Origin of the sequence: Streptomyces sp. XH2, from assembly GCF_049725035.1 — a bacterium.
Lineage (GTDB): Bacteria > Actinomycetota > Actinomycetes > Streptomycetales > Streptomycetaceae > Streptomyces > Streptomyces roseoverticillatus.
Map to the genome: position 1 here is coordinate 342,747 of NZ_JBMMMZ010000009.1, position 23,216 is coordinate 365,962.

Sequence of the window (23,216 nt, forward strand, 5' to 3'; positions counted from 1 at the left end):
TCCACTCCCCCGCGGCGGTCCGCCGCGGCCGCCGGTTCGCTCCGGCCACCGAACCTTGACTCACGATCGGTCAGCTTGTCAAGAAACATGACTCCGAAGAATCCGGATCCCCCACAGCATTGACGCGGCCGAACCTGTTCGGCATTGACGATGCAGCCCAGATGCTATTCACTGCTCCCATCATGGATAGTCACACTCTTTACCCACTAGTCATGGAGAGCTGACATGACGCGCTGGAGCACCCTGCTGCTCGACGACGCGTCGCTCGCGCAGATGCCGGACCTCCCGGTCGACCACGTGCTGCACCACGCCGACGTGGTCACGGCCCAGCAGCCCAAGCCGCAGGCGCTGTACGAGCGCTGGGAGAAACAGCAGTGGAACGCGCAGGCGATCGATCTCGAACAGGACCGACTCGACTACGAGAAGCGGCTCCCCAAGTCCGCCCGCAAGGCCCTTGAGGAGTCCATCGCCACCTTCATCATCGGCGAGTACACGGGCCTCGACCTGCTCGGCCCGATCCTCACCGGCGCCCCCGACGAGCTGGACCACCTCTACCTCGGCACGCAGATCGCCGACGAGACCCGCCACACGCAGCTGATGCTGCGGCTGGGCGAGGAGGTGCTGGGCCTGGACGCCGACCCCAAGCGGATGCTGGTGCAGGCCTGGAACATGTGCACCCCGCCGCACCGCGAGCTGAGCCGGCTGGAGACGGAGGTCATCCGGGAGATCCAGGAACGGCCCTCGGACTACGGCCGCTGGCTGCGCACCGTGGCCCTGTTCCACCTCATCTCCGAAGGCGTCCTGGCCCTCGTCGGGCAGCGCGCCATCGTCCAGTCCCTGCACAACGTGCCGATGCTGCCCGGCGTGAAGGCCGGCTTCACCGCGATGTGCCGGGACGAGTCGCGCCACGTCAGCTTCGGCCTGCACGCCCTGCGCCAGGGCGTGCGCGAGGGCTACGCCGACGACATCTGCGACATGATCGAGCAGGCGGCGCCCATCGCCCTGCGCATCGAAGAGGGCGGCAACGTCGAGGACGCGCCCGAAGGCACCACCATGCGCGAGCTCGGCATCGAGAGCCTGCGCCGGCAGCTGCGCCTCATCGGCATCGACGACGCCTTCACCGACCACGTCGTCGGCCTGACCGAACGGCCCGCGCCCGCGGGCGACCGCTGAGCACACCCGGCCTCCGGGCGGCGCCCGCGCCCGCCCCACCGCCGGGCACACCACCCACCGCACCACGACACACCCGGGAGCACCCATGACGCGCGAAGAGATCATCGCCGGCCTCGCCGAGATCCTCAACGAGGTGGCCGACGTCGAGCCCGCGAACGTGACCGAGGAGAAGTCCTTCATCGAGGACCTCGACGTCGACTCGCTGGCCATGGTGGAGGTCATCGTCTCCACCGAGGAGCGCTTCGGCGTCCGCCTGCCGGAGGAGGAGCTCAAGGAGCTGCGCCTGGTGTCCGACGTGGTCACCCGGATCGAGAAGCAGCTCTGAGACGCCCCGCACGCGCCGCCGCGCCCGGTGCCGGTCCGCGTGGACCGGTGCCGGGCGCGCTCGCTGGAGCGGGCGGCAAGAAGCAGGAGCGAGGGGCGGCCGTGCCGCCCCTCGCTCCTCCGGGTCCCTTCCCCCGGGCACTTCTCCCGGGGGAAGACCGTGTACGACCACGACCAGAGCGTGTCGACAACGTAGACGGTCAGCCACGTTTTGCCGAGCCATTCCGGCGCGCCGAAGCCCCACAACGCCGCCTGCCCCAGCGCGAAGACGGCCGTGTGCACGTACCAGCCCCGGCGCTCGTTCCGGGCCCGTTCGGCCGCCGGGGTTCCGTCCCGCGCCTCGCCCGGAACCGCCTCCGCCGCTTCCCGGGCCTTCTCTTCCTGCACCGCCTCCCCCTCTTCCCGGGGCGCCGGTGCGGCGAGCTCCGGCAGGCCGAGCACGCGGATCGCGTACGGCGCCACGACCGCCCCGGCCAGGGAGGCGCCCGCCGCCGCGGTGCAGGCCGCGGTCCAGCCCCACGCCTCGTACAGCGCGCCCAGCGCCGCCGTGCCGGCCATGACCCCCGTCAGCCGGGCGGCCTCGTACAGTCCCATGCCGCGGCCGGGCCTGCCGCCCGCGGCGGCCGCGACCGTCGCCTGCTCCACGGGGATCTGTGCCGCGAAGCAGACGGCCGCCAGGGCCCACAGGACGGCGATCCCCGTGGGCGTGGGCACCACGACGAGGCCGCCGGCGAACAGGGCCCCGGCGACGAAGGCCGCCACCATGGCGGGCGTGCGGCCCAGCCGCGCCGTGACGTGGTGCGCGTGCTCGGGCAGCAGCACGAAGACGAGGAGGCCGGGGGCGAAGACCGTCATGATCTCCCCGGGTGACAGGCCGTCACCCTGCAGGCGCAGCAGCAGGATCAGCCACAGACCCGCCTCGCCCGCCGCCGTGACGGAGGCCACCGCCATCAGCGGAAGCAGGGCGCGGCCCGGCCGGGGCCGGTCCGCGGGCGTGCCCCGCGCGGGCACCGGCATCCCCGCCCCCGTTCGCGCGGGCGTTCCCGTTCCCCGGAGCAGCAGCGCCGCCGCCACGGCGCACGCCGCGCAGCCCGCCCAGAACACCGCCCGGTAGCCGGTGTTCTGCAGGAGCAGGAACGCGAGGACGTAGCCGGCGAGGGCTCCGCGGCCCTCGGCCGCCAGCAGCGCGCCGTAGGCGCCGGTGCGCTCGCCCTCCCCGTCGCCGGTCCAGCTGCGCACGGCGACCCAGAACAGCGCGCCGCCGGCCCCGCCCACCGCCGCCGCGGCGAACGCCCAGGGCGCCGAGTCCGCGAGGGCGTACCCGGCGAAGGACAGGGCGTACGCGAGCGCGCCGGCGGCGGCCACCCGCCGCCGGTCGAAGCGGTCGGCGAGCTCGCCCGCCACGGGGCGGACGAGGAGGGAGAGCACCGCCTCGGTCGCCACCAGCGCTCCGGCCGTGGCCGGGCCCGCGTGCAGCGTCGCGGCCGCCCACAGCGGCAGCAGGAAGTCGAGGACCTCCACCGGGGCGTTGGCGAGCGCGGCCGCCCGCAGGACCCGGCGCTCGCCGGGGCGGGCGGCCGGCGGGAGCGGTGCACCGCTCATGCGCCCAGGGCCGTCTTGGGAGTGATCACCTTGGTGGGGAAGGCGTTGTTGGTGATGCGGGCGAACATGCTGCGCGGGCCGGGGATCCACACCTCGCTCGCTCCGCCCGCCCTCATGCCGCGCAGCACCGTCTCCCAGTGCACGGGCGTCGTCCAGCCGTCGAGGAGGTCCTGCTTGATCTCCTCGGGGTCGGTCAGCAGCCGCCCGTCGACGTCGGAGAGGAAGGGGACGGTCGCCTCGTTCCACTCGATGGTGCCGTAGACCTCGTCGTGCAGCCGCTGCCGCAGCCCGCCGACGGCGGAGCAGTGCTCGGCCCGGTTCATCGTGTAGAAGGGGAAGCCGCCCTCCTCGCGGACGCGCTGCTCGAAGCGTTCCAGGGTGGCCAGTTCCGCCGAGACGGCGTGCACCTGCTCGTCGAGGATCACCGACAGCTCGACCCATTCGCCCCGGGCGCGGAACTCCGCCAGCAGGGCGTCGACGGTCGCGTGCGGCAGCCGGTAGAAGAAGTGGCAGCCGAGCGGCTTGTCGAGGGACTCGAAGTAGTCGGTCTCCACCACGACGCTGCGGCGGACCAGCGTCAGGGCCTGCGGATAGCTCAGCGCCCCGGAGCGCACGGCCGCCATGAACGAGCCGAAGCTCTGGCCGCCGCACAGCGCCGGGCTGCCGCCGAACCGTTCCTCCGCCCAGTCCGCGAGCGCGAGGGTCAGCGCCATGTACCCGGTCTCGTACACCTCCCACTCGTAGATCGAGGCCTCGCGGTAGGCCTCGGCGAGCGAGTAGCCGAGGACCTCGTCGGCCTCGGCGAACCGCCGCCTGGCGTGCTCGCTGCCCGTCACGAAGTCCTTGATGGCGTCGTAACGGCTGGGCACGAGGCCCGGGAAGAACATCACTACGGACACGTGTGGTCCCTTTCTCGCGGTCAGGCGTCCTCGCGCGCGGGGAAGTCCCCCGCGGCCCCGTCCATGCCGGGCGGGAAGTCGGCGAGCGAGACGCTCACCTCGACCACGGCGGCGGTGCCGGCCGCGCAGGTCCGCCAGGCCTCGGCCAGGACGCGGTCGAGGTCGTCCCGGTCCGTGACGGACCAGTGGCCGAGGCCGTGGGCGCGGGCGAGGCCCTCGGTGCCGGTGGGGCGCCGGGTGGTGAACGCGAAGCGCGAGTCCTCGCCGGAGACCCGGTCGAGGTTGGTCTGCAGCCATCCGTAACCGCCGTTGTCCAGCACGACGTAGAGGACGGCGGCCCCGCAGTCGGCGAGGGTGGGCAGCTCGCCGCGGAAGATGTTGAACGCGCCGTCCCCGACCACGGCGACGACGGGCCGCTCCGGCAGGGCCAGGCGGACGCCGACGGCCGCGGCGGCGCCGAAGCCCAGCGGCGTCTGCTCGCTCGGCACCACGGAACCGCCCGTGGCGCCGCACGAGTAGTGCGGGTAGAAGTACGACCACATGTCCTGCAGGCCGTTCTCCTGCACCAGGACCCGGTCGGCGGGGACGGCCCGGTCGAGCGCGCCCAGCACCTGGGCCACGGTCGGGCCGGTGCCGGTGACCGCCTGCTCCGCCTCGCGCGCCCGCAGCGCGGCCCGCTCGGCCTGCCCGGCCTTCGCCCGGCGCACGCGCGCCTCCCACTGCTCCGGTCGCTCGTGCCCGGCGAGCAGCTCCGTCCAGCCGGCCACCGTACGGGCCGCGTCACCCAGCACGTGGGCGCCCGGGCGGCCGGTGACCACGGAGTCCTCCCCGCTGACGACCTGGACGACGGGCAGGTCCGCGGGCGCGGGCCAGCCGAACGTCGCCGTCTCCTCCAGCCTGCTGCCGAGGGCGACGACCAGGTCCGCCTCGCGCCACAGGTCGCTGGCGGGCGCGACCGTGTAGAGGCCCGAGACGCCGCAGAAGAGGGGGTGGTCCTCGTCGACCGTGCCGCGCCCGGAGGCCGTGGTGAAGACGCCGGCCCCGAGCAGTTCGGCGAACGCCTCCACGGACCGGTCCGCGTTGCGGTGCCGGGCCCCGCCGCCCACCAGCAGCAGCGGCCGGCGGGCCGCCGAGATCAGCTCGGCGGTGGCGCGCAGCACGCCGGCGTCCGGGGCGGTCCGCTGCGGGGTGCCGGGCCGCCACGGGGTGACGGCGGTGACGGGCTCCAGGGCGATCTGTTCGGGGATCTCCACGTAGACGGGGCCGGGCGTGCCGTTGACGGCGACGGCGACGGCCTTGTCCAGGACGGCGGGCAGCCGTTCGGCGCTGTCGACGCGCACGGCCCACTTGGTGAACGGGCGGACCGCGGTGAGCTGGTCGAGCTCCTGGAACGCGCCGGTGCCCAGGCTCTCCAGCCGGGTGCCGCCGGCGACGAGCAGGACGGGCGCGGCGGCGGACCGGGCCTCCAGGAGCCCGGTGAGGGTGTTGGTGAGGGCCGGCCCCTTGCCGACGGCGCACACGGCGGGGCGCCCGGAGGCGAGGGCGTACCCCGTCGCCATGTGGACGGCGTTGCGCTGGTCGCGGCAGAGCACCACGTCGGTGGTGGTGCCCTCCAGGGCGCCGAGCAGGTCCATGTCGTCGCCGGGCAGGCCGAAGACGGCGCCGGCGCCGAGGTGCCCGAGGTGGTCGGCGACCGCCGCCCAGGCGGTGGGGTAGGTGCGCGCGCTCATCGTGCCGCCTCCGGGAAGTGTTCGGCGACGGCCTTGGAGATGAGGACCGGCTCGGCCCGCAACTGCTCGCCCGTGCTGATGTAGTTGGCCATGCGGCCGTAGCCGCCGAAGGGCGCGTTGCCGTCGTCGATGGACATCAGGGTCGTGTCGACGGTCACGGTGGTGCGCCGGCGCAGCGCCTCGACGAGGTCCGGTGCGTGTCCGTAGACGCTGGAGCCGAGGGCGCGTTCGGTGAACACGCCCGTGGTGAGGGTCGCGGCGAGGGCGTCGGCGTCGCGGTAGCCCACGACGTTGAAGACCGGCGCGAAGAACTCCGGGACCTGGAAGCGGGGCGTGACCTCGCCGCCGACGACGACGGCGGGCTCGATGCGGCGGGTGCGGAAGTCGACGCCGCCGCCGTGCACGATGCGCCGGCGGTTGCGCGCCAGGTACAGCGCGGCCTCCTCCAGGGCTCCCTCGTAGAAGATGGGGCCGTAGTCGGCGTCCGGGTCGGTGTACGGCCCGTAGCGCAGGGCCGCGACCTCGGCGACCAGGGCGTCGACGAAGGGGTCCAGCAGGTCCTCGTGGACGCAGAACAGGTCGGGGCCCAGGCAGTCCTGGCCGGAGTTCAGCACCCGGATCTCGACGGCGTCCCGTACGGCCTGCGCGACGTCGGCGCCGGGGGCGACGACGAAGGGGTTGACGCCGGAGCCGAGGAAGAGGAAGAGCTGCTCGGGGCGGAGCCGGGCCCGGATCTCCTCGGCGTTGGCGTAGGCGCCGGTGAACACGACGGCCTCGGCGGGCAGCACGTGGTCGTTCAGGAAGTCCCGCTGGCTGGCCGTGGTGAGTTCGACGGGCAGGCGGTGCCGGGCGGCCAGCATCTCGTGCAGCCGTCGCATCTGGTCCTTGACCTGGCTGGACGGCCGGAAGACGAGCCGCTCGGCGTAGAGCGAGGGGACCAGCAGGTAGAGGACGTACGAATAGAGCAGGACGTTGGACGGCATGAAGACCGCGAGCCGCGGCACCCGGCCCGGACGGTACTTCTCCGCTTCGGCGAGCGCGCCGTCCAGCGTCTTGACGGCCGCTTCGATCTCATAGGCCGCGGCGCGGTGGGTGGAGATCTCGCAGAGCAGCTCGTGCACGGGGCCGGGGTCCTCGGCGAGGAATCCGCGGACTCTTTGCAGGGCCTCCAGGCGGTCGGCGAAGGGGACGCCCTCCACCGCGGCCACCGCCCCCGACCGGTCGAGAACATGTGTCATAAATCCCCCTCAGGATGATGTCCTTGAAGAAGTAGCGTCAACATCCTGTCATCTGTTGTCAAATAAAGTCACGAACTCGGCCGGTCATATTCCGCGGAGCCCCGGCGCCGCCCAGCAGCACGCGACCACCAGGAGGTAGGCCGCCGCGATCAGGAGGATCGTCCAGGCCAGTCCCACCCCGCCGACGAGCGCGACGGCGGCGGACGCGCCCAGCGGCACGGCGGTCATGGCGACGGTGTCCACGGCCGCCGTCACCCGGCCGTACTGCTCCTCCTGCACGTGCCGCTGGAGGGCCGCGGTGCGGATCGGGCCCACGGGGGCCGCCACGGCCCCGAGGACGGCCAGCAGCGCGGCCCCCGCCGGGAGCGGCGGCAGGGCGGCGAGCGGGAGGAGCAGGAGGCCGGCCAGCAGGCTCGACCGGAGGTAGACCTCGCGCCGGCCGAACCGGTGCCCCACCGCGGCGAACCCCAGGGTTCCGGCCACCGTCCCCAGGCCGAACGCGGTGAGCAGCACGCCGAGGCCGGCCGCGCTGCCCAGGTGCTGGTAGGCGTACGTCACGAGGACCACTCCGGAGATCCCGCTGTCCAGCGCGTTGAACGCCGCCGAGGAGGCGGTCAGGGTGCGCAGGAGGCGGTGCCGGCGCAGGGTCCGCAGCCCGGCGCGCAGCCCCGCGAGGTAGCTCTCGGCGGAGCCGGAGCGGGTGCTGCGCGCCGGGGCCGCCACGCAGCAGGCGATGACGACGGCCGCCAGGCCGCAGGCCCCCGCGTCGATCAGCAGAACGCCCTCGGTGCCGAGCAGGGCCGCGGCGCCGCCGCCCAGCGGCGGCCCGCACAGCTGGGCCGTCTGGTACACCCCTCCCAGCAGGGCGTTCGCCCGCTCCAGCGGCATGCGGGCCGCCTCCGCGAGGCCCGGCACGAGGCCGGTGACGGCCGCCGCTCCCGGCATGTCGAGCAGGCTCGCCGCGAGGACCAGCGCGACGAGGGCGGGGAACCCGAGCCGGCCGGAGGCGTAGCACAGGGGGATGAGGGCCGCGGCGGTGCCGCCCACGAGGTAGGAGGCGACGGCCATGACCTTGAATCCCCAGCGGTCCACCAGGGGCCCGGCGGCGAAACCGGCGACCGCCACGCCGACGGCGACCACGGCGACGATCAGCCCGGTGCGGGCCACGCTGCCGGTGGTCCGCAGCACGAACCACGGGACGGCCACCACCATCATGGCCTCCCCCACCGCGCCGATCGCCACGGCGCACAGCAGGGCGTACATGCCCCGACGCCGCCCCCGCCGCCCTCCCTTTTCGGTCACATCTATCGACTCATGCATGACTCGATTATGACTAGGGGAACGTTCAAAGTGCGGTCAAGGAAGCGGCGAACAGGGGCTGGAACCGGGCATCACACCCCGTTGCCGCCGGTAGACTGCGGCGACATGGTCAGAGTCGGGTACGGCAAACTTCACAACAGCGAGCGATAACCTTGACGGTCGAACAACCAGAGTTCGGAAGGCGGGTGCGGGAGGTCCGCCGCGCGCGCGGCCTGTCCCAGACGGACATCGCCGGGGACGGAATGTCCCCCAGCTACATCTCCCTCGTCGAGAGCGGACACCGCACCCCCAGTCCCAAGGTGGTGCGCGCCATCGCGGAGCGCCTCGGCATCCCGCTCGACGAGCTCTCCTCCCCCGAAACCCCGCGCGAGCAACAGCGCACGCACCGCCTCGAACTGGTGGGCCGCCTGGTCGCCGCGCGGTCGTACCAGCGCGCCGGGGACCACGGGGCCGCGCGTGACGTGCTTCTGGACGTCATCCGCCAGGCCTCCGGTTCCGGCATGGAGGAAGCCCTGTGGGAGGCCCGCTGGGAGCTGGCCGCCACCCACGGCAGGCTGGGGGACGAGGCCGCCCGCGAGGAGACGCTGCGCCTGCTGCTGGCCGACCCCCTCACCGGCGCCGCCCCGCAGCTGCGCGCCCGCGTCGCCGTGGAGACGGCCGACCTGCTGCGGGGCTCGGGCAAGCTCTCCGAGAGCGTCCGCCTGTCCGAGGAGGCGCTGCGCGCCCTCCCGGCCGCCGAGGCGGGCGCCCCCGAGCGCCTCCAGGCGCAGGTGAGCCTGCTGTCCGGCTGGCTGGAGAGCGGCGAGTGGCAGCGCGGCGAAGAACTCTGCGACGACGTCGTGCGGTCCGCGGACGCCCTGCCCGCGGGCCAGTTGCGGGCCACCGCCCTGTGGGCGGCGGCCGAGTACCACTACGTCGCCGGGCGGCCCGAGCCGGCCCTCGGCCTTCTGGAGCGGGCCCTCGAGCTGACCGGCCCCGAGGCCGACGCGAAGGTGCGGGTGCGGATGCTGTGGGCCGCGGCCCTGCTCCACCTCGCCGCCGACCGCCCGGACACCGCCGGCGCCCTGGTGGAACGCTTCGGCCGGGCGGTGGAGGTCCTCGGCACGCCCGCGGACGCCACCCGCCTCGCGATGCTCCGCACGCTCGCCGAGCTGCGCCACGACGCGGAACGGGCCCTGGAGCGGGCCCGGGAGGCCGAGCGCGGCCGGGCGGAGCTGCCTCCGGTGGACCGGGCGCGCTGCACCGTGGCCCTGGCCCGCGCCTACCGGGCCGCCGGCCGCGCCGAGGAGGCGGAGGCCGAGTACAAGGCCGCGGCCGCCCTCTGCGAGGCGGCCGGGGCCTACCGCTTCGCGGCGGCGGTCTGGCGGGAGCTCAGCGTTCCCGGAGCCCCCGCCGGCACCGCCGACCACTGCGCCGTCGTCACGCCATGACCGCCTCCGGAGCCGTACACCCGGCCTGCCACGTGCGGACGGTGCGCAGCGGCCCGGAGGTGGCCGCCGACACCACCCGGTCCGGCACGGCCGTCGGCAGATCGACGACGTAGGCGCGGCGGAGGGCGTGCCCGCTCCCCGGCACGGGGCCGGGGACGAGTACCGCGCCGCCTCGTCCCCCGGGCAGGGCGTTCACCTCGTCCGCCAGCGACAGCCGGCCGGGGCCCCACAGCCGCAGGGCGGCCTCTTTACGGGCCCACAACCGGGCCAGCAGCCAGGGCTGCTGGGGCTCCTGCACCGAGTCCACCACCTGCCGCTCGCGCGGGGTGAACGGCAGGAACGCCGCGCCCGAGAACACCTCGGGCACGCAGTGCGCGCTGACGGCCACCGTCATGCGGTGCGCCAGCGCGACGATCAGGCGGCCGTCGTCGCGGCACACGCACAGCCCGATCGGCAGCCCCTCCAGCCGCGGCCGCCCGTACTGGTCGCGGACGAGCGGCACTTCCTCGGCGGGGCGGCCGAGCAACCTGCCCAGCAGGGCCCGCAACCACCCCGGACCGGCTTCCTCGCGGCGCGTTCCCCACCCGCCGGCGAGGCCGGGGCCGGCCCCGCCCCCCTCCTCTTGCGTACCCTCGTCGAAGGAGAGGACATGCAGTTCCCCGTCCTCCATCGACCAGGCGGCTCCTGGTTCCCATGTCCCCCGCTCACCAACTGTGGACTGCACTGTTCCCCCTTCGCAGCACCGGGTCAATGGGCTGCTTTCCTGCTGTGTGTCAAAGGGCTCGCCCGGCCCGCCGGACACCTGCGAGCCACTGCGCGACAGCCGTGCCCCCCTGCACGGGCAGCGACGGTCCGGCCACCCAATTGGGTGGTTACTGCGCGTTCCTGTGGTCGATGACAGGTTATCTCTACCCGCGTTGAACGATCACTCGCCGCCGGTTAATTCCTAGGTCGCTCACGGGCGTTGCCGGTCCCCCGGCGAGGGCGTGCCGGGCGATCACGTCGTTCTGGCGGAAGAACGCCGCGTCGGTGCCGGGCCGGGGGAACTGGGCGGGGCCCGCCACGGCCCGGTCCCGGTGCACCCGGCCGTCCGCCCCGACGGGGTGCATGGCGGGCCCGGACAGCCGCAGCATCCCGGTCCCGGCCGCCCCCGCCCGCTCCTCGACCAGCTCACCGCGGGCCAGCAGGGCGCGGACCAGCGGGTTGCCGACGCGCTCCGGGGCCGGCTGCTCCAGCCGCGCGTCCAGGAGCACGCGCGCCTCGTGCACGGCGGGGACGGCCGGGCTGGAGGCCCGTACGACGCCCCGGTCCGCGTCCGTCTCCACCGTCATGCCGGGGCCGGCGAACGTCACGATCCCCGCCTCGGCCAGCGCCAGCAGCTGCTCGGCGCGCAGCGGCGGCGGGCCGGAGCTCAGGAACGCGCCGAAGGCGAACCGCTCCAGCGCCTCCGCCACGGCCTGCGGCGCCATCTCGCCGGCCCGCCACAGCTCCTCGACGACGGCGCCCGTCGACGCCAGGGCGGCGACCAGGGCGGGCTCCGCGGTGTTCCGCGGGTCGCGCCGCCGGCGCAGCGACTCCGCCAGGTGGCCTCGGACGTGCTGCTGGAGGTCTTCGGCGTCCGCGAAGCTCAGCCCCGCCAGGGGCGCTTCGAGGCGGGCCAGGTCGAGCCGGTCGTCCGGGTCGGGGACGGCCGCGCAGATCAGCTGCTCGCGCCGGGCGCCGTCCGCCGGGCGGCTGCGGAACCGGGCGTCGAACTCCGGCCAGTCCATGGTGGTGCGTCCGGGGTGCCGCGAGAACAGCTCGTGGTAGTGGCTCCACGTCAGGTCCGCGACGACCAGCGGCCACACGTCGCGGGTGAAGGAGGCTCCCGGGCGGCCGAGGATCTCGCGGCAGGCGTCGAGGGTGGCGAACTGCGGCGGCCCGGGCGGGGCGGCCGCCGTCGCCGCGGGGCGCGGCGGGAGGGGCACCCCGCGCCGGGAGCCGGCGATCAGGTGCGGCTCCCGCCCGGACGGCAGGTAGCGCAGGCGGCCGTCCTCCCGGGCGAACCGCCCTCCGCGGCCCTCGGTCAGCAGCGCGAGGCAGTCGGTGAAGACCAGCCCCAGGCCGCGGACGACGACGGCCGCCCCGGGCGGGATCCCGTCCAGCCGCCGCGGGTCGGCGGGGCCGGGTCCGATCCGGGTGATCCCGGCGGGCGCCGGGTCCGGCCGGGCGCCCAGGTGGCCCGGGGCGATGACGACCTGGTCCGCGTCGACCGGCGGCAGCCCGCCGTCGAGCACGACGCGCTGGCCGCCGCCGGCGGCGGGGCGCCGCAGGTCCACCGCCCGGGCCCGGTGGACGAACAGCCGTACGCCGGGCGGCAGGTCGCGCGTGACCGTTTCGAAGAACCAGCGCAGGTAGCGCCCTTGGTCGGCGCGGGAGGCGTAGGCGCCGTCGTGGAACGGCCCGGCGAGCCACTGCCCGGTGGCCGGCCCGGGCCGCGCGGGGCCCTCGCAGGTGACGGAGGCGCCGGGGAACATGGTGACCTGGTCGGCCGCGGAGTTCATCCAGAGCAGCCGCGGCTGGTCTGTCCGCCAGGTGCGCCCGGCGCCCGGCGGGAAGGGATCGACCACGTGCAGGTCCAGGCGGCGGCCCCCGAGGAGGCCGGGGGCGTTGGCGAGGATCCGCTCGACGACCGACGTGCCGCGCGGGCCGCAGCCGATGACGCAGATCCGGTGGGTGCCCGGTGCGCCCCGGGGCACCGGTTCGTGGTGTGGACAGTGCCCGTGCCCCTCGCGGGCCGGTGCGTCGGCGACCGTCATGTCTCCCCCGTCTTTCCTTTCCTTCGGTCTCTTTCCTTTGCGTGGTGCCGCGGGTGGTCAGCCCGCGGCGCGCGGGGCGGCGGCCCGGAGGGCCAGGTCCGCCTCGATGCGGTCGGCGGCCGCCGCCGCGCCGCCCGCCGCGCGGGTCACGTCCCGCATCCGGGTCAGGGCGTCCCGCACGCCCGGGTCCCCGGCGACCTTCAGCACGGTCTCGCGCAGCGTCGCGGCGTCGAGCGCGCCCGGGTCGAGGCGGGCCCCGAGCCCGAGGTCCGCGATCCGGGCCGCCACGGCCTCCTGCTCGTGCATCTGGGGGACGGCGACCATCGGCGTGGCGTGGGTCAGGGCCTCCATGGCGCTGCCCATGCCGGCGTGGGTGACGAAGGCGGCGGCGTGCGGGAGGACGTCGAGGTAGGGGACGTAGGGGTGCGCCTCGACGTTGGCGGGCAGTTCGCCGAGTCCGGCGGGGTCGATCCGCGAGCCGTAGGACAGCACCACGTGCCAGGGAAGGTCCCGGAAGGCCTCGCCGCACGTCCTGAAGAAATCGGGCCGGTCGTTGTACGAGGTGCCGAGGGAGATCAGCAGGACCGGCCGGCCGTCGGCCGGCGGCCGCCACTGCCGCTGCCGGGTGCGGTCCCTCGTGCTCAGGCAGGGGCCCACGAAGGCGAAGGAGTCGTCGAAGGTCTCGCCGCGGAACTGGAAGGCGCGCGGGAAGAAGGCCAGCCGCACCCGCTCGGTGTGGGCGAGGAAGCGGCTCACCGGCGTCCGGGCGAGGCCGTGCTCGGCCAGGAAGGAGGCCATCCCGCGGGCGAAGGCCAGCAGTTCGGCGTCGACCGGGTGGCCGGCGAGGAACTCGGCCTCCAGCGAGAAGTGCTCGTTGGACACGAACGAGGGCCACATCTCCACGCCCGGCAGCCGCCACTTGGCGGCGAGGACCCGGCCCGCCCAGGCGAGCCCGTCGTACGCGACGGCGTCGGGGCGGTCCCCGCCCCAGGCCTCCTCGATCACGGGCAGGGTGGCCCGGGCCTCCATCAGGAACTCGGCCGGGGCGACGGAGGGGACGTCGTCGTCCGGGTACTCGGGCAGCGTGAACGCGTAGCTGACGGGCTCGGCCCCCACCGCCCGGACCCGGCCGGCGAACTCCTCCGTCACCGCCCAGCTGACCCGGTGCCCGCGCCGGACGAGCTCCTCGGTCACGGCGAGCGGCGGGTTCATGTGGCCGTCTCCGGAGACGCCTACGAACGCGATGTGGAACGGCATGTCATTCCTTCCTTGAGGGGCTCCCACCACGTGCGGTGCGCCCGGTACCAGGCGACGGTCTCGGCCAGTCCGCTCGCGAAGTCCCTGCGCGGCCGGTAGCCGAGTTCGGTGCGGATCTTCGTGCAGTCGACGGAGTACCGGGCGTCGTGCGCCTTGCGGTCCGGCACGTGCTCGACGGAGTCCCAGCCGGCGCCGCACGCTTCGAGGACGAGGCCGGTCAGTTCCTTGTTGGTCAGTTCGGTGCCTCCCCCGATGTGGTAGACCTCGCCCGGCCGGCCGCCCGTGCGGACGAGCTCGATGCCCTGGACGTGGTCGTCGACGTGGAGCCAGTCGCGGACGTGGCTGCCGTCGCCGTACAGCGGTACGGGGCGGCCGTCGAGGAGGTGGGTGACGAAGAGCGGGATCACCTTCTCGGGGTGCTGGTGGGTGCCGTAGTTGTTGGAGCAGCGGGTCACCCGCACGTCGAGGCCGTGGGTGCGGTGGAAGGCGAGCGCGATCAGGTCGCCCGCCGCCTTCGTGGCCGCGTACGGCGAGTTGGGGCGCAGCGGCTCGTCCTCGGCCCAGGAGCCCGCGCCGATGGAGCCGTACACCTCGTCCGTGGAGACGTGGACGAGCGTCCTGCCGCCGTGCCGCACGAGGGCGTCCAGCAGCGTCTGCGTCCCCAGCACGTTGGTGCGGGAGAACTCGGCGGCGCCGGCGATGGACCGGTCGACGTGGGACTCGGCGGCGAAGTGGACGACCTGGTCGTGCGCGGCGACGAGCCGGTCGATCAGCCCGGCGTCGCACACGTCGCCGTGGACGAAGGCGAACCGCGGGTCGTCGCGGACGGCCGCGAGGTTGGCGGGGTTGCCCGCGTAGGTGAGCCGGTCCAGCACCGTCAGGCGGACCTCCGCCGGGCCGCCGGGGCCCAGCAGGCTCCGCACGTAGTGCGAACCGATGAATCCCGCGCCTCCGGTCACCAGGATGCGCAGGGGAACGTTGCCGTGATGCATGAAGGGATCCGCACCTCATCGCGGTCGTGACGGTCTGTCGGGCCAGGGGATCCGGCGGATCCCGGGAGGGGTTTCACGCGCCGGGGGCCGGGGGGAGCGCGTAGCCGGGGACGTAGCGGTCGAGGACGTCGCGGTAGGGGGCGGCCGGGGCGGTGCCCGGGGCCCGGCCCAGCATCCGGTCGAGCTTGCGCACCGAGACCCGGTGCCCGTGGTCGCGCCGGACGTACTCGCGCTCCGGCTCCCTGCCCAGGAGCGCGCCGATGTGCGTGACCATGTCCTCGACGGGGACCGGGACGCCCGAGGCGACGTTGACGACCTCGCGGGACGCCCCCGCCGCCAGCAGGGAGTCGGTCGCGTCCAGGAAGTCGCGGACGTCCAGGATGTCCCGGCACGCTCCGCGGTAGACGTGCACGCGGCCGCCGAGGATCTGCCGGGTGAGGGCGGGGACGAGCTGGTGCGGGGCCTGGCCCGGTCCGACGACGTGGCTCAGCCGCAGGATCAGCCAGTCGCACCCCGCCTCGCGGACGATCCCCTCCATCATGCGCTTGTGCCGGCCGTACGGCGTGGTGGCGGGGTGGGCGCACTCCTCGGTGCCCGTGCAGCCGGGCGCGCCGTAGACCGAGGCGGAGGCGGTGGAGAAGAACAGCAGTTTCCTGCCCCGCCGCTTGCACTGCGCGGCCGTTCCGGCGACGAGGCGGGCCTCCCGCCGGAAGTCCCGGACGGGGTCGGCGCCCGCGATGTCGGAGACCCCGGCGGCGAGGGCGACGACGCCCTCGTGCCGTGCGGAGATCCGCCGCAGGCTCCCCGCGAGGAATCCGGTGCCGATGACTTCCATGAGCTGCTCCGGCTGTGACTGGGCGGTCAGGGGACGATCTGGACCCGGCTGTGGTCGCCGAGCACGAGGCGGTGGGCGCGGGGTGTGCGCCCGGCCCGGCGGACCTGCACGTTCCGGCCGATGACGGAGGCCTCGATGCGCCCCACGCCCTCGATGCGGGAGCCGTCGAGGACGATGGAGAACTCCACCTCGCTGTTGTCGATGGCGCAGTGGCCGGCGATCGAGGTCGAGGGGCCCACGTAGGAGTCGGTGACGGTGGTGTGGGCGCCGACCAGGGCCGGGCCGACGATGCGGGAGCGCACCACGCGGGCGCCCTCGCCGATGTGCACGCGGCCGATGATCTCGCTCGCGGCGTCCACCGCGCCCTCGACGCCGCTCTCCACGGACTCCAGCACCGAGCGGTTCACTTCGAGCAGGTCGTCGACGTTGCCGGTGTCCTTCCAGTAGCCGCTGACCACCGTGGGCCGTACGGTGCGGCCCTGGTCGATCAGCCACTGGAGGGCGTCGGTGATCTCCAGCTCGCCCCGTTTGGAGGGGCCGATGGCGCGCACCGCCTCGTGCACGGCCGGCGTGAACAGGTAGACCCCGATCAGGGCCAGGTCGCTGCGCGGTTCCTCCGGCTTCTCCTCCAGCCGCAGAACGCCGCCGTCGGGGCCGAGTTCGGCGATGCCGAACTCCCGGGGGCGCGCGACCCGGGTGAGGAGGATGCCGGCGTCGGGCCGCTCCTCGGCGAAGCGGGCGACCAGTGCGCTGATCCCGCCGACGAGGAAGTTGTCGCCGAGGTACATGACGAAGTCGTCGTCGCCCAGGAACTCGCGGGCGACGAGCACGGCGTGGGCGAGGCCGAGCGGCTGCTGCTGGCGGATGTAGGTGATGGCGGCGCCGAACCGGGCGCCGTCGCCGAGCGCGGCGTGGATCTCCTCCTCGGTCTCGCCGACGATCACGCCGATGTCGGTGATGCCGGCTTCGACGAGGGACTCGATCCCGTAGAAGAGGATGGGCTTGTTGGCCACGGGCACGAGTTGTTTGGCCCCGGTGTGGGTGAGGGGCCGCAGTCTGCTGCCGGTGCCGCCGGCGAGGACGAGTGCTTTCATTCCGGTCCTGTCAACGTAAGCGGGTGGGGTGGGGTGGAGGGAAGGGCGGGACGGGCGGGGCTCAGTGGCCCATGCCCGCACCGCCGTCCACCGGCAGGACGGCGCCCGTGACGTAGCCCGCGCCGGGGCCGGCGAGGAAGGCGACGGCCGCCGCCACTTCCTCGGGCCGGGCCATGCGCCCCAGCGGGACACCGGCGAGGATCGCCTCCCTGCGGGCCTCAAGGAGGGCGGCGGCCATGTCCGTGTCGGTGAGCCCGGGAGCGACCACGTTCACGGTGATGCCGCGGCTTCCCACTTCACGGGCCAGCGAGCGGGCGAACCCGATCAGGCCCGCCTTCGAGGCCGCGTAGTTGGCCTGGCCGGCCTCTCCCGAGAGGGCGACCTGCGAGGAGAGGAGGACGATCCGCCCCCACCGGGCGCGCACCATGCCGCGCAGCCCTTGCCTGACGGCCCGGTGGGCACCGGTCAGATTGGTGTGCAGCGCGGCGGTGAAATCGTCCTCCGACATCGTGAGCAAGAGCCGGTCGCGGGTAATTCCGGCATTCACGACGAGCACTTCCACGGGGCCGTGCTCGGCCTCGGCCCGAGCAAAGGCCTGCTGCACGCTGTCAAGCTTTGTGACATCACACGGCACCCCGAACAGACCATCCGGCGCAGGGCCGTTCCGGTAGGTGACCGCCACCCGGTTCCCGTCCGCGGCGAGCCGCTGCGCGACCGCCCGTCCGATGCCCCGGTTCCCTCCGATGACCAACGCGGAGCGTGACACCGCCCCTCCCCCCTCAACTGCCGTCCGCAAGGGCCCGGCTCCGGCTCTCCCCGTGCACGCCCGGCCGGCCGTCTCCTCCGGGTGGAGGATGAGGCGGCGGGCCCGCGGGTCCGTCGATCGATGTGGTACCAACTCATCCGGTGGACGGAGGACCGCCGTTCACCTGCTGACCTAACCTGACTCGTGGGCACGGGGCCCGCCCGCCCACCCCGCACCGACACGCAAGGAGACCGATCACCGTGGCTTCCCCCGCAAAGAACGTCAGCGAAGGCGCCATCTGCTTCGTCATCGGCCTCGCCCTCCGGCTGTTCACCGAGGACGTCCACATTCCCGTCTTCACCCTCACCAAGGTGGGCGTGGTGCTGATGGCTATCGGCGGCATACAGCTCCTCTACGGGGTGTACCAGTCGGTGAGCAACCGGAACGGCAAGACCAGTTCCTGACAAGAGACTGCCACGCTCTCCGCTGAATTGACAGTTTATTGACTGGCTATGACTGTTGATGCAAGATACCCCACAGGACCGTGGCACGGACGAGGGGTGAGGGCCGCATGGGGGAACACCGCGACGACTCGGGGAGCGCTCTCCCCCTGATCTCCCTCGCGGCCGGCGGCCCCGCCGTGCCGGACACCGCGCTCGCCGCCGCGGCGGCCGCGGCCGGGCCGGAGGCGCTGCTCGGCGAGCCGTCCGTGCACACCAAGCCCGTGGCCGCCGTGAGCGCCGCGCTCGGCGCCGCGCTCTCCGCCCTGCCCGGGCCGCTGCGCACCACCGCCCCGCTGTACGTCCTGTGCGACGACTACAGCGTCCTGGCCGCCCGCCGCCTCGCCGCGCGCTGCCTGGACACCGGCCGCCGGCTGCGCCCGTCGGACTCCGTCGCGGCGGAGACCTCCGAGCTGGTGCGCCCGTACCTCACGGAAACCGGCCACCGCGGGCGGTGCTACCTCCTCGCGGGGACGACCGCGCCCGCGGCGCTGCGGCTGGCGGCTCCGGGGAGCAGGCCCGCCACCGTCGTCTGCGAGTTCGCCCTGCTGCCCGGCGAGGACCCGCACGCCCCCGGCGTCCTGGCCGTGGCCGCCGTGTGGGGAGCCGGGTCGCCCCCCGCCGCGCCGCGGACCGCGGAGCACCCCGTCCCGTCGGCGCTCCTCGACGCGCTCGCCCAGGAAAGGCACACAGCCCATGTCTGACGTCGTCATCAGCGGACTCGGACTGCTCACGCCCTTCGGGCGCGGCGTCGGCACCTACTGGCGCCGCCTCCTCGCCGGGCACAGCGCCCTCGCCCCCGCCCGGCGCTTCGCCGCCGGACCCTACCGGGGCGAACCCATCGGCGAGGTGCCGGAGGCGCCGGAGCCCGGCCCCGGCGCCTCCGGCAGCCACCAGCAGGCCTACGCCTCGGCCGCCGTCGAGGACGCCCTGCGGGCGGCCCGGCTGCCGCGGGTGCCCGACGACGCCCTCGTGATCCTCGTCGGCCAGTCCCCCCTGCCCGCGGCCGGCTCCCCCCTCGACTCCCCCCTCGACGCGGAGGAGCGGGAGTTCCTGGGGCCCGGCGCGACCGGCCTCCTCGCGCACGGCCGCGCCGTGCACCTGACCCACGCCTGCGCCTCGGCCCTGTTCGCCGTCGCCTTCGCCCGCGAGGCGCTGCGCGCGGGAGCGGCCCCGCTGGCGGTCGTGGCGGGCGCCACGGCGCTCAACCACTACGAATACGCCAGCATGGACGTGGTCCGGGCGCTGGACCGGGCGGCGGCCCGGCCCTTCGACACCGCCCGGGAGGGCATCTCCCTGGGCGAGGGCGGCGGCGCCCTGGTGCTGGAGCCCGCCGGGCGCGCCCGCGCCCGCGGACTGGAGCCGGACGTCGTCGTCGCCGGCACGGGCTGCCGGGTCGCGGCCGGCAAACCCGTCGCGTCGGACGGGGGCTCCGTCGCCGACTGCCTGCGCGAGGCGCTCGACGAGGCCCGCACCGACCGCCTCGACTACGTGCACGCGCACGCCACCGGCACCCCCCAGGGCGACACCGCCGAACTGCAGGCCGTCGAGGCGGTGGCCGGGGAGCACGCCTGGGAAGGGCTCCCGGTCAGCTCCCACAAGGGAGCGATCGGGCACCTGCTGCACATCTCCGGCGCCGCCGGCGTGGCCGCCGCGGCCATGGCGCTGCGCACCGGGGTCGCCCCGCCGACCGCGGGGCTGCGCACGCCCGAGGAGACCCGGCGCGTGCGGCTGCCGATGACACCGCTGGAGATCCCCGGGGCCTCGGTCGCGGCCGTGAACAGCTTCGGCTTCGGCGGGAACAACGCGACGGTGATCCTGCGCCGCGCGTAGCGGCCGCGCGCAGCGGGGGCCGCCGGGCGGCCGGGCCCGGAGGGTGACCGAACCTCGCGGCCGAATTCGGCACGTATATCCTCTTCGCTGGTCCAGCGAAGAGCGAGAGGGAGTCCCCCGTGTCCGAAAACCCTCCGCGCCGCCGGCGCCCCACGCCCGGGAACGCCCCCGGCAGCACCCCCCGGAAGCACTCCTGGCTCCGCCCGCCGAACGGCCGCGCGGACGACGGTGCCGCCACCCCGCCCGCCGCGCCCGCGGCCGGATCCGGGGGCGGGCCCGGGGGCGGCGCGGGCAGCGTCGTGCACGCCGCGGTCTACCGCGACGGCCGGCGCGTCGCCACGCCGGACTCCCTGGCGGATACGTACCGCCGCCTGCGCGAACAGCCCGAGGGCATGGCGTGGATCGGCCTCCAGCGCCCCAGCGAGAGCGAACTCCTCTCCCTCGCCGAGGAGTTCGGCCTGCACCAGCTCGCGGTCGAGGACGCCCTGGAGGCCCACCAGCGCCCGAAGCTGGAACGCTACGGCGACACGCTGTTCGTGGTCCTGCGGGCGGCCCGCTACCTGGACGCCCCGGAAGAAGTCGACTTCGGCGAGCTCCACCTCTTCGTGGGCCCCGACTTCGTGATCACCGTCCGGCACGGCGCCGCCCCCGACCTGTCGGCCGTACGCCGCCGCATGGAGGCCACCCCGGAACTGCTGTCCCTGGGCCCGGAGGCGGTGCTGTACGCGATCCTCGACGCCGTGGTCGACGGCTACGCCCCCGTCGTCGCGGGCGTGCAGAACGACATCGACGAGATCGAGACCGAGGTCTTCAGCGGCGACCCCGCGGTCTCCCGCCGCATCTACGAACTCGCCCGCGAAATGGTGGAGTTCCAGCGCGCGACCCGCCCCCTGGTCGGCATGCTGCACGGCCTGATGGCCGGCTTCGCCAAATACGGCACCGACGACGAACTCCAGCGCTACCTCCGCGACGTCGCCGACCACGTCACCCACACCAGCGAGCGCGTCGACGGCTTCCGCTCGGCCCTCACGGACATCCTCCAGGTCAACGCCACCCTCGTCACCCAGCAGCAGAACGCGGAGATGCGCGCCCTGGCGGAGGCGGGCTTCGAACAGAACGAGGAGATCAAGAAGATCTCGTCGTGGGCGGCGATCCTGTTCGCTCCCACGCTGGTGGGAACGATCTACGGCATGAACTTCGACGCCATGCCCGAGCTGCACTGGGCGTTCGGCTACCCGTTCGCGATCCTGCTGATGGCAGCGGTGTGCACGAGCCTGTACTTCATCTTCAAGCGGCGGGACTGGCTCTGAGGCGGCGGGGACGGGGCGGGGTGCGGTGCGGGTCGCACCCCGCCGTTCCTAGCGGGTGACCTGGCCGCCGCGGCCGGCGAGGGCGCCGGTGATGCCCATCGGGACCGCCAGGACCACCAGGGCGATCAGCCCCGCGGTCCAGGCGCCGGTCAGGTCGCGGGCGGCGCCGAAGGCCGTGGGGCCCAGGGCCGCCAGCAAGTAGCCCACGCACTGGGACATCGCGGACAGCAGGCCCGCGTCGTGCGTGGTGCGGGCGCACATCGACATGTACGCGATGCCGAGCGAGAGCACCGCCCCGAGGCCGAGGCCCAGGACGACGGCCCACAGCACCGCCGCACCGGTCGGCGCCGCGATCAGGCCGGCGAAGGCGGCCATGCACAGCACGGTGCCGATCACCGCCAGGTAGCTCTGCCGCCGGGACCGCTGCGCCCACACCGGCACCAGCAGCGAGGTGACCATGGCGGAGCCCATGCAGACCGCCAGCAGCACGCCGGCGCCGCCCTCGCTCCAGCCGTGGTCGATGTAGAACGACGGCAGCCAGGTGGTCGCGGTGTAGTAGAGCAGCGACTGGAAGGCGTAGAAGAGGGCGACCGCCCAGGCCAGGCGGCTCCGCCAGATCGAGCCGCCCGCCTGCGCCGCCACCGGCGGCTGCGCACGGTCCCGGCGCAGCTTCGGTGCCCACACCAGCAGTGCCGCCAGGGCGAGCACGCCCCAGACGGCCAGGCCGCCGGCCCAGGTCAGCGACAGCGCGTCGCGCAGCGGCACGGTCGCCGCGGCCGTGACGGCGCCGCCGCCGACGAGCATGGTGGTGTGCAGGCCGGACATCAGCCCGACCTGCTGCGGGAAGTCCCGTTTGATCAGCGCGGTGATGACCACGTTGGCGATCGCCACCGCGGTGCCGACCAGGAACGTCCCGGCGAACAGGGGGAACAGCTCCGGGGCGAGCCGCACCGCGCTGCCGGCCAGCAGCACGGCCAGCACCGCGACCAGGGTGCGCTCCATGCCCCAGCGGCGGGCCAGCCGGGGCGCGAGCGGGGCGAAGATGCCGAAGCAGATCAGCGGCAGCGTCGACAGCGCGCCGGCGCCGCCGTTGGACAGGCCGGTGACGTGCCGGATCTCGTCCAGCAGCGGCGAAACGGCCACGATGGCGGGCCGCATGTTGATCCCGACCAGCAGCACCGCCAGCGCGTACCAGAGCAGGCGGCGGCTCCCCGGAGCGCCGCGGGCGGGACCGGGCCCTGGCTCGTCCGCCGTCCCGCGGGGCGGTGAAACCGTGGTTTCCGATTCAGGGGGTGGGGTCACGAACCATCCTTCCGGTTCTGGTCGGGCAGCGGTGTCCGCGGTCAGGCAGCGGCGGCGGCAGCGAACGGCACGGGCTTCCCGTCGCCGGGGGCGATGCCGTTGATGCCCCGGGCCGCGGCGGCCCGCAGGAACCGCCCGCGCACGTCGTGCTGTTCGGTGTAGTAGGGCGGGTTGTTGAAGAGGTCGTAGTGGATCGCGCAGGCGGTCGACGCCCCCAGCACGACCGCCGCCTCGACGGCCTGCTCCGGGGTGAGCGTGGCGGGCTGGTTGGTGGGCGTGATGCCCTCGCGGCGGGCCATCACCCCGGCGATGGGCAGGAACGCGACGTCGAAGGGACCGTACTCGCGCGCGATCTCCCACCATTTTCCGTGCCAGATGGTGTCGCCGAAGTGGATGACGCGCAGCCCGGGGGCCTCCACGATCCACGCGACCTGGTCGTCGCCGCGCCAGTCGTGGGAGGGCACGGGGATGGTGGTGAAGGGCCCGATCCGGCGGCGCTCGCCCATGTCCTGTGCGACGGCGGCCACCCCCATCTTCCCGAGGGCGTCCACGATCGGGGTGTGGCAGCCCACGGTGCAGCCCTCGGTGGCGGCGAACTCCGCGAGCAGCAGCCGGTCGCAGTGGTCGGGGTGGAGGTGGGTGACGAAGGCGTGGGTCCGTACGCCCGGGGGCGCCTCGATGCCGGGCAGGGGACGCCGGGGCATGCCCTGGAACCCCGCGAGGTCCGCGGGGTTCTTGAGCGCGTCGATGACGATCCGGTCGTCCCCGGAGGCCACTTCGACGCCGGCCCAGGCGAGACGCCGCAGGGTGACGGTCTCGGCCGAACTCATGGTG

The 23,216-nt window shown here is 74.3% G+C and carries 20 protein-coding genes and 1 pseudogene; 7 read left to right on the forward strand and 14 right to left on the reverse strand.

The features are described 5' to 3' along the window. Positions 1 to 225 precede the first annotated feature (225 nt). Both ACOTKD_RS20530 and ACOTKD_RS20535 read left to right on the forward strand, forming a co-directional pair. Complete coding sequence (locus tag ACOTKD_RS20530) at positions 226 to 1,173, forward strand: ribonucleotide-diphosphate reductase subunit beta (protein WP_424890426.1); 948 nt, start codon at positions 226 to 228, stop codon at positions 1,171 to 1,173. A gap of 85 nt (positions 1,174 to 1,258) precedes the next feature. Then, the gene (locus tag ACOTKD_RS20535; protein WP_424890427.1) at positions 1,259 to 1,498 is read left to right on the forward strand and encodes an acyl carrier protein; all 240 of its coding nucleotides are present in this window, start codon (positions 1,259 to 1,261) and stop codon (positions 1,496 to 1,498) included. Between the two features lie 320 nt (positions 1,499 to 1,818). Here ACOTKD_RS20535 and ACOTKD_RS20540 read toward each other — a convergent pair. The 5 genes and pseudogenes from ACOTKD_RS20540 to ACOTKD_RS20560 all read right to left on the reverse strand — a co-directional run. Beyond that, positions 1,819 to 3,099 (reverse strand): annotated as a pseudogene (locus tag ACOTKD_RS20540) (MFS transporter); the annotation flags it as partial. Next, entirely contained in the window at positions 3,096 to 3,998 is a 903-nt protein-coding gene (locus ACOTKD_RS20545; RefSeq protein ID WP_424890428.1) for an ACP S-malonyltransferase, read from the reverse strand. The gene ACOTKD_RS20545 and the pseudogene ACOTKD_RS20540, both read right to left, overlap by 4 nt. A gap of 20 nt (positions 3,999 to 4,018) precedes the next feature. Further along, positions 4,019 to 5,728, reverse strand: coding sequence for a thiamine pyrophosphate-binding protein (locus ACOTKD_RS20550; RefSeq protein ID WP_424890429.1), 1,710 nt, complete (start codon positions 5,726 to 5,728; stop codon positions 4,019 to 4,021). Further along, positions 5,725 to 6,966, reverse strand: coding sequence for an aldehyde dehydrogenase family protein (locus tag ACOTKD_RS20555; protein ID WP_424890430.1), 1,242 nt, complete (start codon positions 6,964 to 6,966; stop codon positions 5,725 to 5,727). Before ACOTKD_RS20555 ends, ACOTKD_RS20550 begins: the two co-directional genes overlap by 4 nt. An 84-nt stretch (positions 6,967 to 7,050) precedes the next feature. Further along, a complete protein-coding gene (locus ACOTKD_RS20560) occupies positions 7,051 to 8,286 on the reverse strand; it encodes an MFS transporter (RefSeq protein ID WP_424890431.1) in 1,236 nt (411 codons plus the stop codon). A gap of 152 nt (positions 8,287 to 8,438) precedes the next feature. On the opposite strand from ACOTKD_RS20560, the gene ACOTKD_RS20565 reads away from it, so the two are divergent. Then, positions 8,439 to 9,716: a helix-turn-helix domain-containing protein gene (locus ACOTKD_RS20565; protein WP_424890432.1), complete on the forward strand. Its 1,278-nt coding sequence runs from the start codon at positions 8,439 to 8,441 to the stop codon at positions 9,714 to 9,716. On the opposite strand, the gene ACOTKD_RS20570 is transcribed toward ACOTKD_RS20565, so the two are convergent. The 7 genes from ACOTKD_RS20570 to fabG all read right to left on the reverse strand — a co-directional run bounded on the left by ACOTKD_RS20570 (position 9,706) and on the right by fabG (position 17,458). Continuing rightward, positions 9,706 to 10,386 (reverse strand): 4'-phosphopantetheinyl transferase superfamily protein, encoded by a 681-nt coding sequence (locus ACOTKD_RS20570; protein ID WP_424890433.1) that lies wholly within the window; start codon positions 10,384 to 10,386, stop codon positions 9,706 to 9,708. The two genes, ACOTKD_RS20565 and ACOTKD_RS20570, sit on opposite strands and share 11 nt — an antisense overlap. 238 nt (positions 10,387 to 10,624) lie before the next feature. Then, positions 10,625 to 12,514 carry an FAD/NAD(P)-binding protein gene (locus ACOTKD_RS20575; RefSeq protein WP_424890434.1) on the reverse strand — a complete coding sequence of 630 codons (1,890 nt, stop codon included), beginning with the start codon at positions 12,512 to 12,514 and terminating at the stop codon, positions 10,625 to 10,627. A gap of 57 nt (positions 12,515 to 12,571) precedes the next feature. Beyond that, positions 12,572 to 13,771 carry a macrolide family glycosyltransferase gene (locus tag ACOTKD_RS20580; RefSeq protein ID WP_424890435.1) on the reverse strand — a complete coding sequence of 400 codons (1,200 nt, stop codon included), beginning with the start codon at positions 13,769 to 13,771 and terminating at the stop codon, positions 12,572 to 12,574. After that, the gene (gene rfbB / locus ACOTKD_RS20585; protein WP_424890436.1) at positions 13,747 to 14,763 is read right to left on the reverse strand and encodes a dTDP-glucose 4,6-dehydratase; all 1,017 of its coding nucleotides are present in this window, start codon (positions 14,761 to 14,763) and stop codon (positions 13,747 to 13,749) included. Before rfbB ends, ACOTKD_RS20580 begins: the two co-directional genes overlap by 25 nt. 73 nt (positions 14,764 to 14,836) lie before the next feature. Beyond that, entirely contained in the window at positions 14,837 to 15,598 is a 762-nt protein-coding gene (locus ACOTKD_RS20590) for an NAD-dependent epimerase/dehydratase family protein (protein ID WP_424890437.1), read from the reverse strand. A gap of 26 nt (positions 15,599 to 15,624) precedes the next feature. Continuing rightward, positions 15,625 to 16,692, reverse strand: a complete 1,068-nt coding sequence (locus ACOTKD_RS20595; protein ID WP_424890438.1) for a glucose-1-phosphate thymidylyltransferase — start codon at positions 16,690 to 16,692, stop codon at positions 15,625 to 15,627. Between the two features lie 61 nt (positions 16,693 to 16,753). Continuing rightward, the gene (gene fabG / locus ACOTKD_RS20600; protein WP_424890439.1) at positions 16,754 to 17,458 is read right to left on the reverse strand and encodes a 3-oxoacyl-ACP reductase FabG; all 705 of its coding nucleotides are present in this window, start codon (positions 17,456 to 17,458) and stop codon (positions 16,754 to 16,756) included. A 239-nt stretch (positions 17,459 to 17,697) separates the two neighbouring features. Between fabG and ACOTKD_RS20605 the strand changes: the two genes are divergently transcribed. From ACOTKD_RS20605 to ACOTKD_RS20620, 4 genes are all read left to right on the forward strand, one after another. Next, complete coding sequence (locus ACOTKD_RS20605; protein WP_398384458.1) at positions 17,698 to 17,901, forward strand: DUF5708 family protein; 204 nt, start codon at positions 17,698 to 17,700, stop codon at positions 17,899 to 17,901. 107 nt (positions 17,902 to 18,008) lie between these two features. After that, positions 18,009 to 18,641, forward strand: a complete 633-nt coding sequence (locus tag ACOTKD_RS20610) for a hypothetical protein (protein ID WP_424890440.1) — start codon at positions 18,009 to 18,011, stop codon at positions 18,639 to 18,641. Further along, entirely contained in the window at positions 18,634 to 19,770 is a 1,137-nt protein-coding gene (locus ACOTKD_RS20615) for a beta-ketoacyl synthase N-terminal-like domain-containing protein (protein ID WP_424890441.1), read from the forward strand. Before ACOTKD_RS20610 ends, ACOTKD_RS20615 begins: the two co-directional genes overlap by 8 nt. A gap of 119 nt (positions 19,771 to 19,889) precedes the next feature. Then, positions 19,890 to 21,080 (forward strand): magnesium and cobalt transport protein CorA, encoded by a 1,191-nt coding sequence (locus ACOTKD_RS20620; RefSeq protein WP_424890442.1) that lies wholly within the window; start codon positions 19,890 to 19,892, stop codon positions 21,078 to 21,080. A 48-nt stretch (positions 21,081 to 21,128) separates the two neighbouring features. Here the strand turns inward: ACOTKD_RS20620 and ACOTKD_RS20625 are convergent, their stop codons facing one another. After that, complete coding sequence (locus tag ACOTKD_RS20625; protein WP_424890443.1) at positions 21,129 to 22,382, reverse strand: CynX/NimT family MFS transporter; 1,254 nt, start codon at positions 22,380 to 22,382, stop codon at positions 21,129 to 21,131. 41 nt (positions 22,383 to 22,423) lie between these two features. Continuing rightward, on the reverse strand, positions 22,424 to 23,212 hold the full coding sequence (locus ACOTKD_RS20630; RefSeq protein WP_424890444.1) for an MBL fold metallo-hydrolase: 789 nt from the start codon (positions 23,210 to 23,212) through the stop codon (positions 22,424 to 22,426). Between the last annotated feature and the right edge of the window lie 4 nt (positions 23,213 to 23,216).

What these genes read in the sequence shown, in the direction of transcription:
- ACOTKD_RS20570 (WP_424890433.1), bottom strand. Translation starts at nt 10,386, where the DNA reads ATGGAGGACGGGGAACTGCATGTCCTCTCCTTCGACGAGGGTACGCAA.
- ACOTKD_RS20590 (WP_424890437.1), bottom strand. Translation starts at nt 15,598, where the DNA reads ATGGAAGTCATCGGCACCGGATTCCTCGCGGGGAGCCTGCGGCGGATC.
- ACOTKD_RS20595 (WP_424890438.1), bottom strand. Translation starts at nt 16,692, where the DNA reads ATGAAAGCACTCGTCCTCGCCGGCGGCACCGGCAGCAGACTGCGGCCC.
- ACOTKD_RS20530 (WP_424890426.1), top strand. Translation starts at nt 226, where the DNA reads ATGACGCGCTGGAGCACCCTGCTGCTCGACGACGCGTCGCTCGCGCAG.
- ACOTKD_RS20550 (WP_424890429.1), bottom strand. Translation starts at nt 5,728, where the DNA reads ATGAGCGCGCGCACCTACCCCACCGCCTGGGCGGCGGTCGCCGACCAC.
- ACOTKD_RS20560 (WP_424890431.1), bottom strand. Translation starts at nt 8,286, where the DNA reads ATGCATGAGTCGATAGATGTGACCGAAAAGGGAGGGCGGCGGGGGCGG.
- ACOTKD_RS20630 (WP_424890444.1), bottom strand. Translation starts at nt 23,212, where the DNA reads ATGAGTTCGGCCGAGACCGTCACCCTGCGGCGTCTCGCCTGGGCCGGC.
- ACOTKD_RS20615 (WP_424890441.1), top strand. Translation starts at nt 18,634, where the DNA reads ATGTCTGACGTCGTCATCAGCGGACTCGGACTGCTCACGCCCTTCGGG.
- ACOTKD_RS20575 (WP_424890434.1), bottom strand. Translation starts at nt 12,514, where the DNA reads ATGACGGTCGCCGACGCACCGGCCCGCGAGGGGCACGGGCACTGTCCA.
- ACOTKD_RS20610 (WP_424890440.1), top strand. Translation starts at nt 18,009, where the DNA reads ATGGGGGAACACCGCGACGACTCGGGGAGCGCTCTCCCCCTGATCTCC.
- ACOTKD_RS20555 (WP_424890430.1), bottom strand. Translation starts at nt 6,966, where the DNA reads ATGACACATGTTCTCGACCGGTCGGGGGCGGTGGCCGCGGTGGAGGGC.
- ACOTKD_RS20580 (WP_424890435.1), bottom strand. Translation starts at nt 13,771, where the DNA reads ATGCCGTTCCACATCGCGTTCGTAGGCGTCTCCGGAGACGGCCACATG.
- ACOTKD_RS20535 (WP_424890427.1), top strand. Translation starts at nt 1,259, where the DNA reads ATGACGCGCGAAGAGATCATCGCCGGCCTCGCCGAGATCCTCAACGAG.
- rfbB (WP_424890436.1), bottom strand. Translation starts at nt 14,763, where the DNA reads ATGCATCACGGCAACGTTCCCCTGCGCATCCTGGTGACCGGAGGCGCG.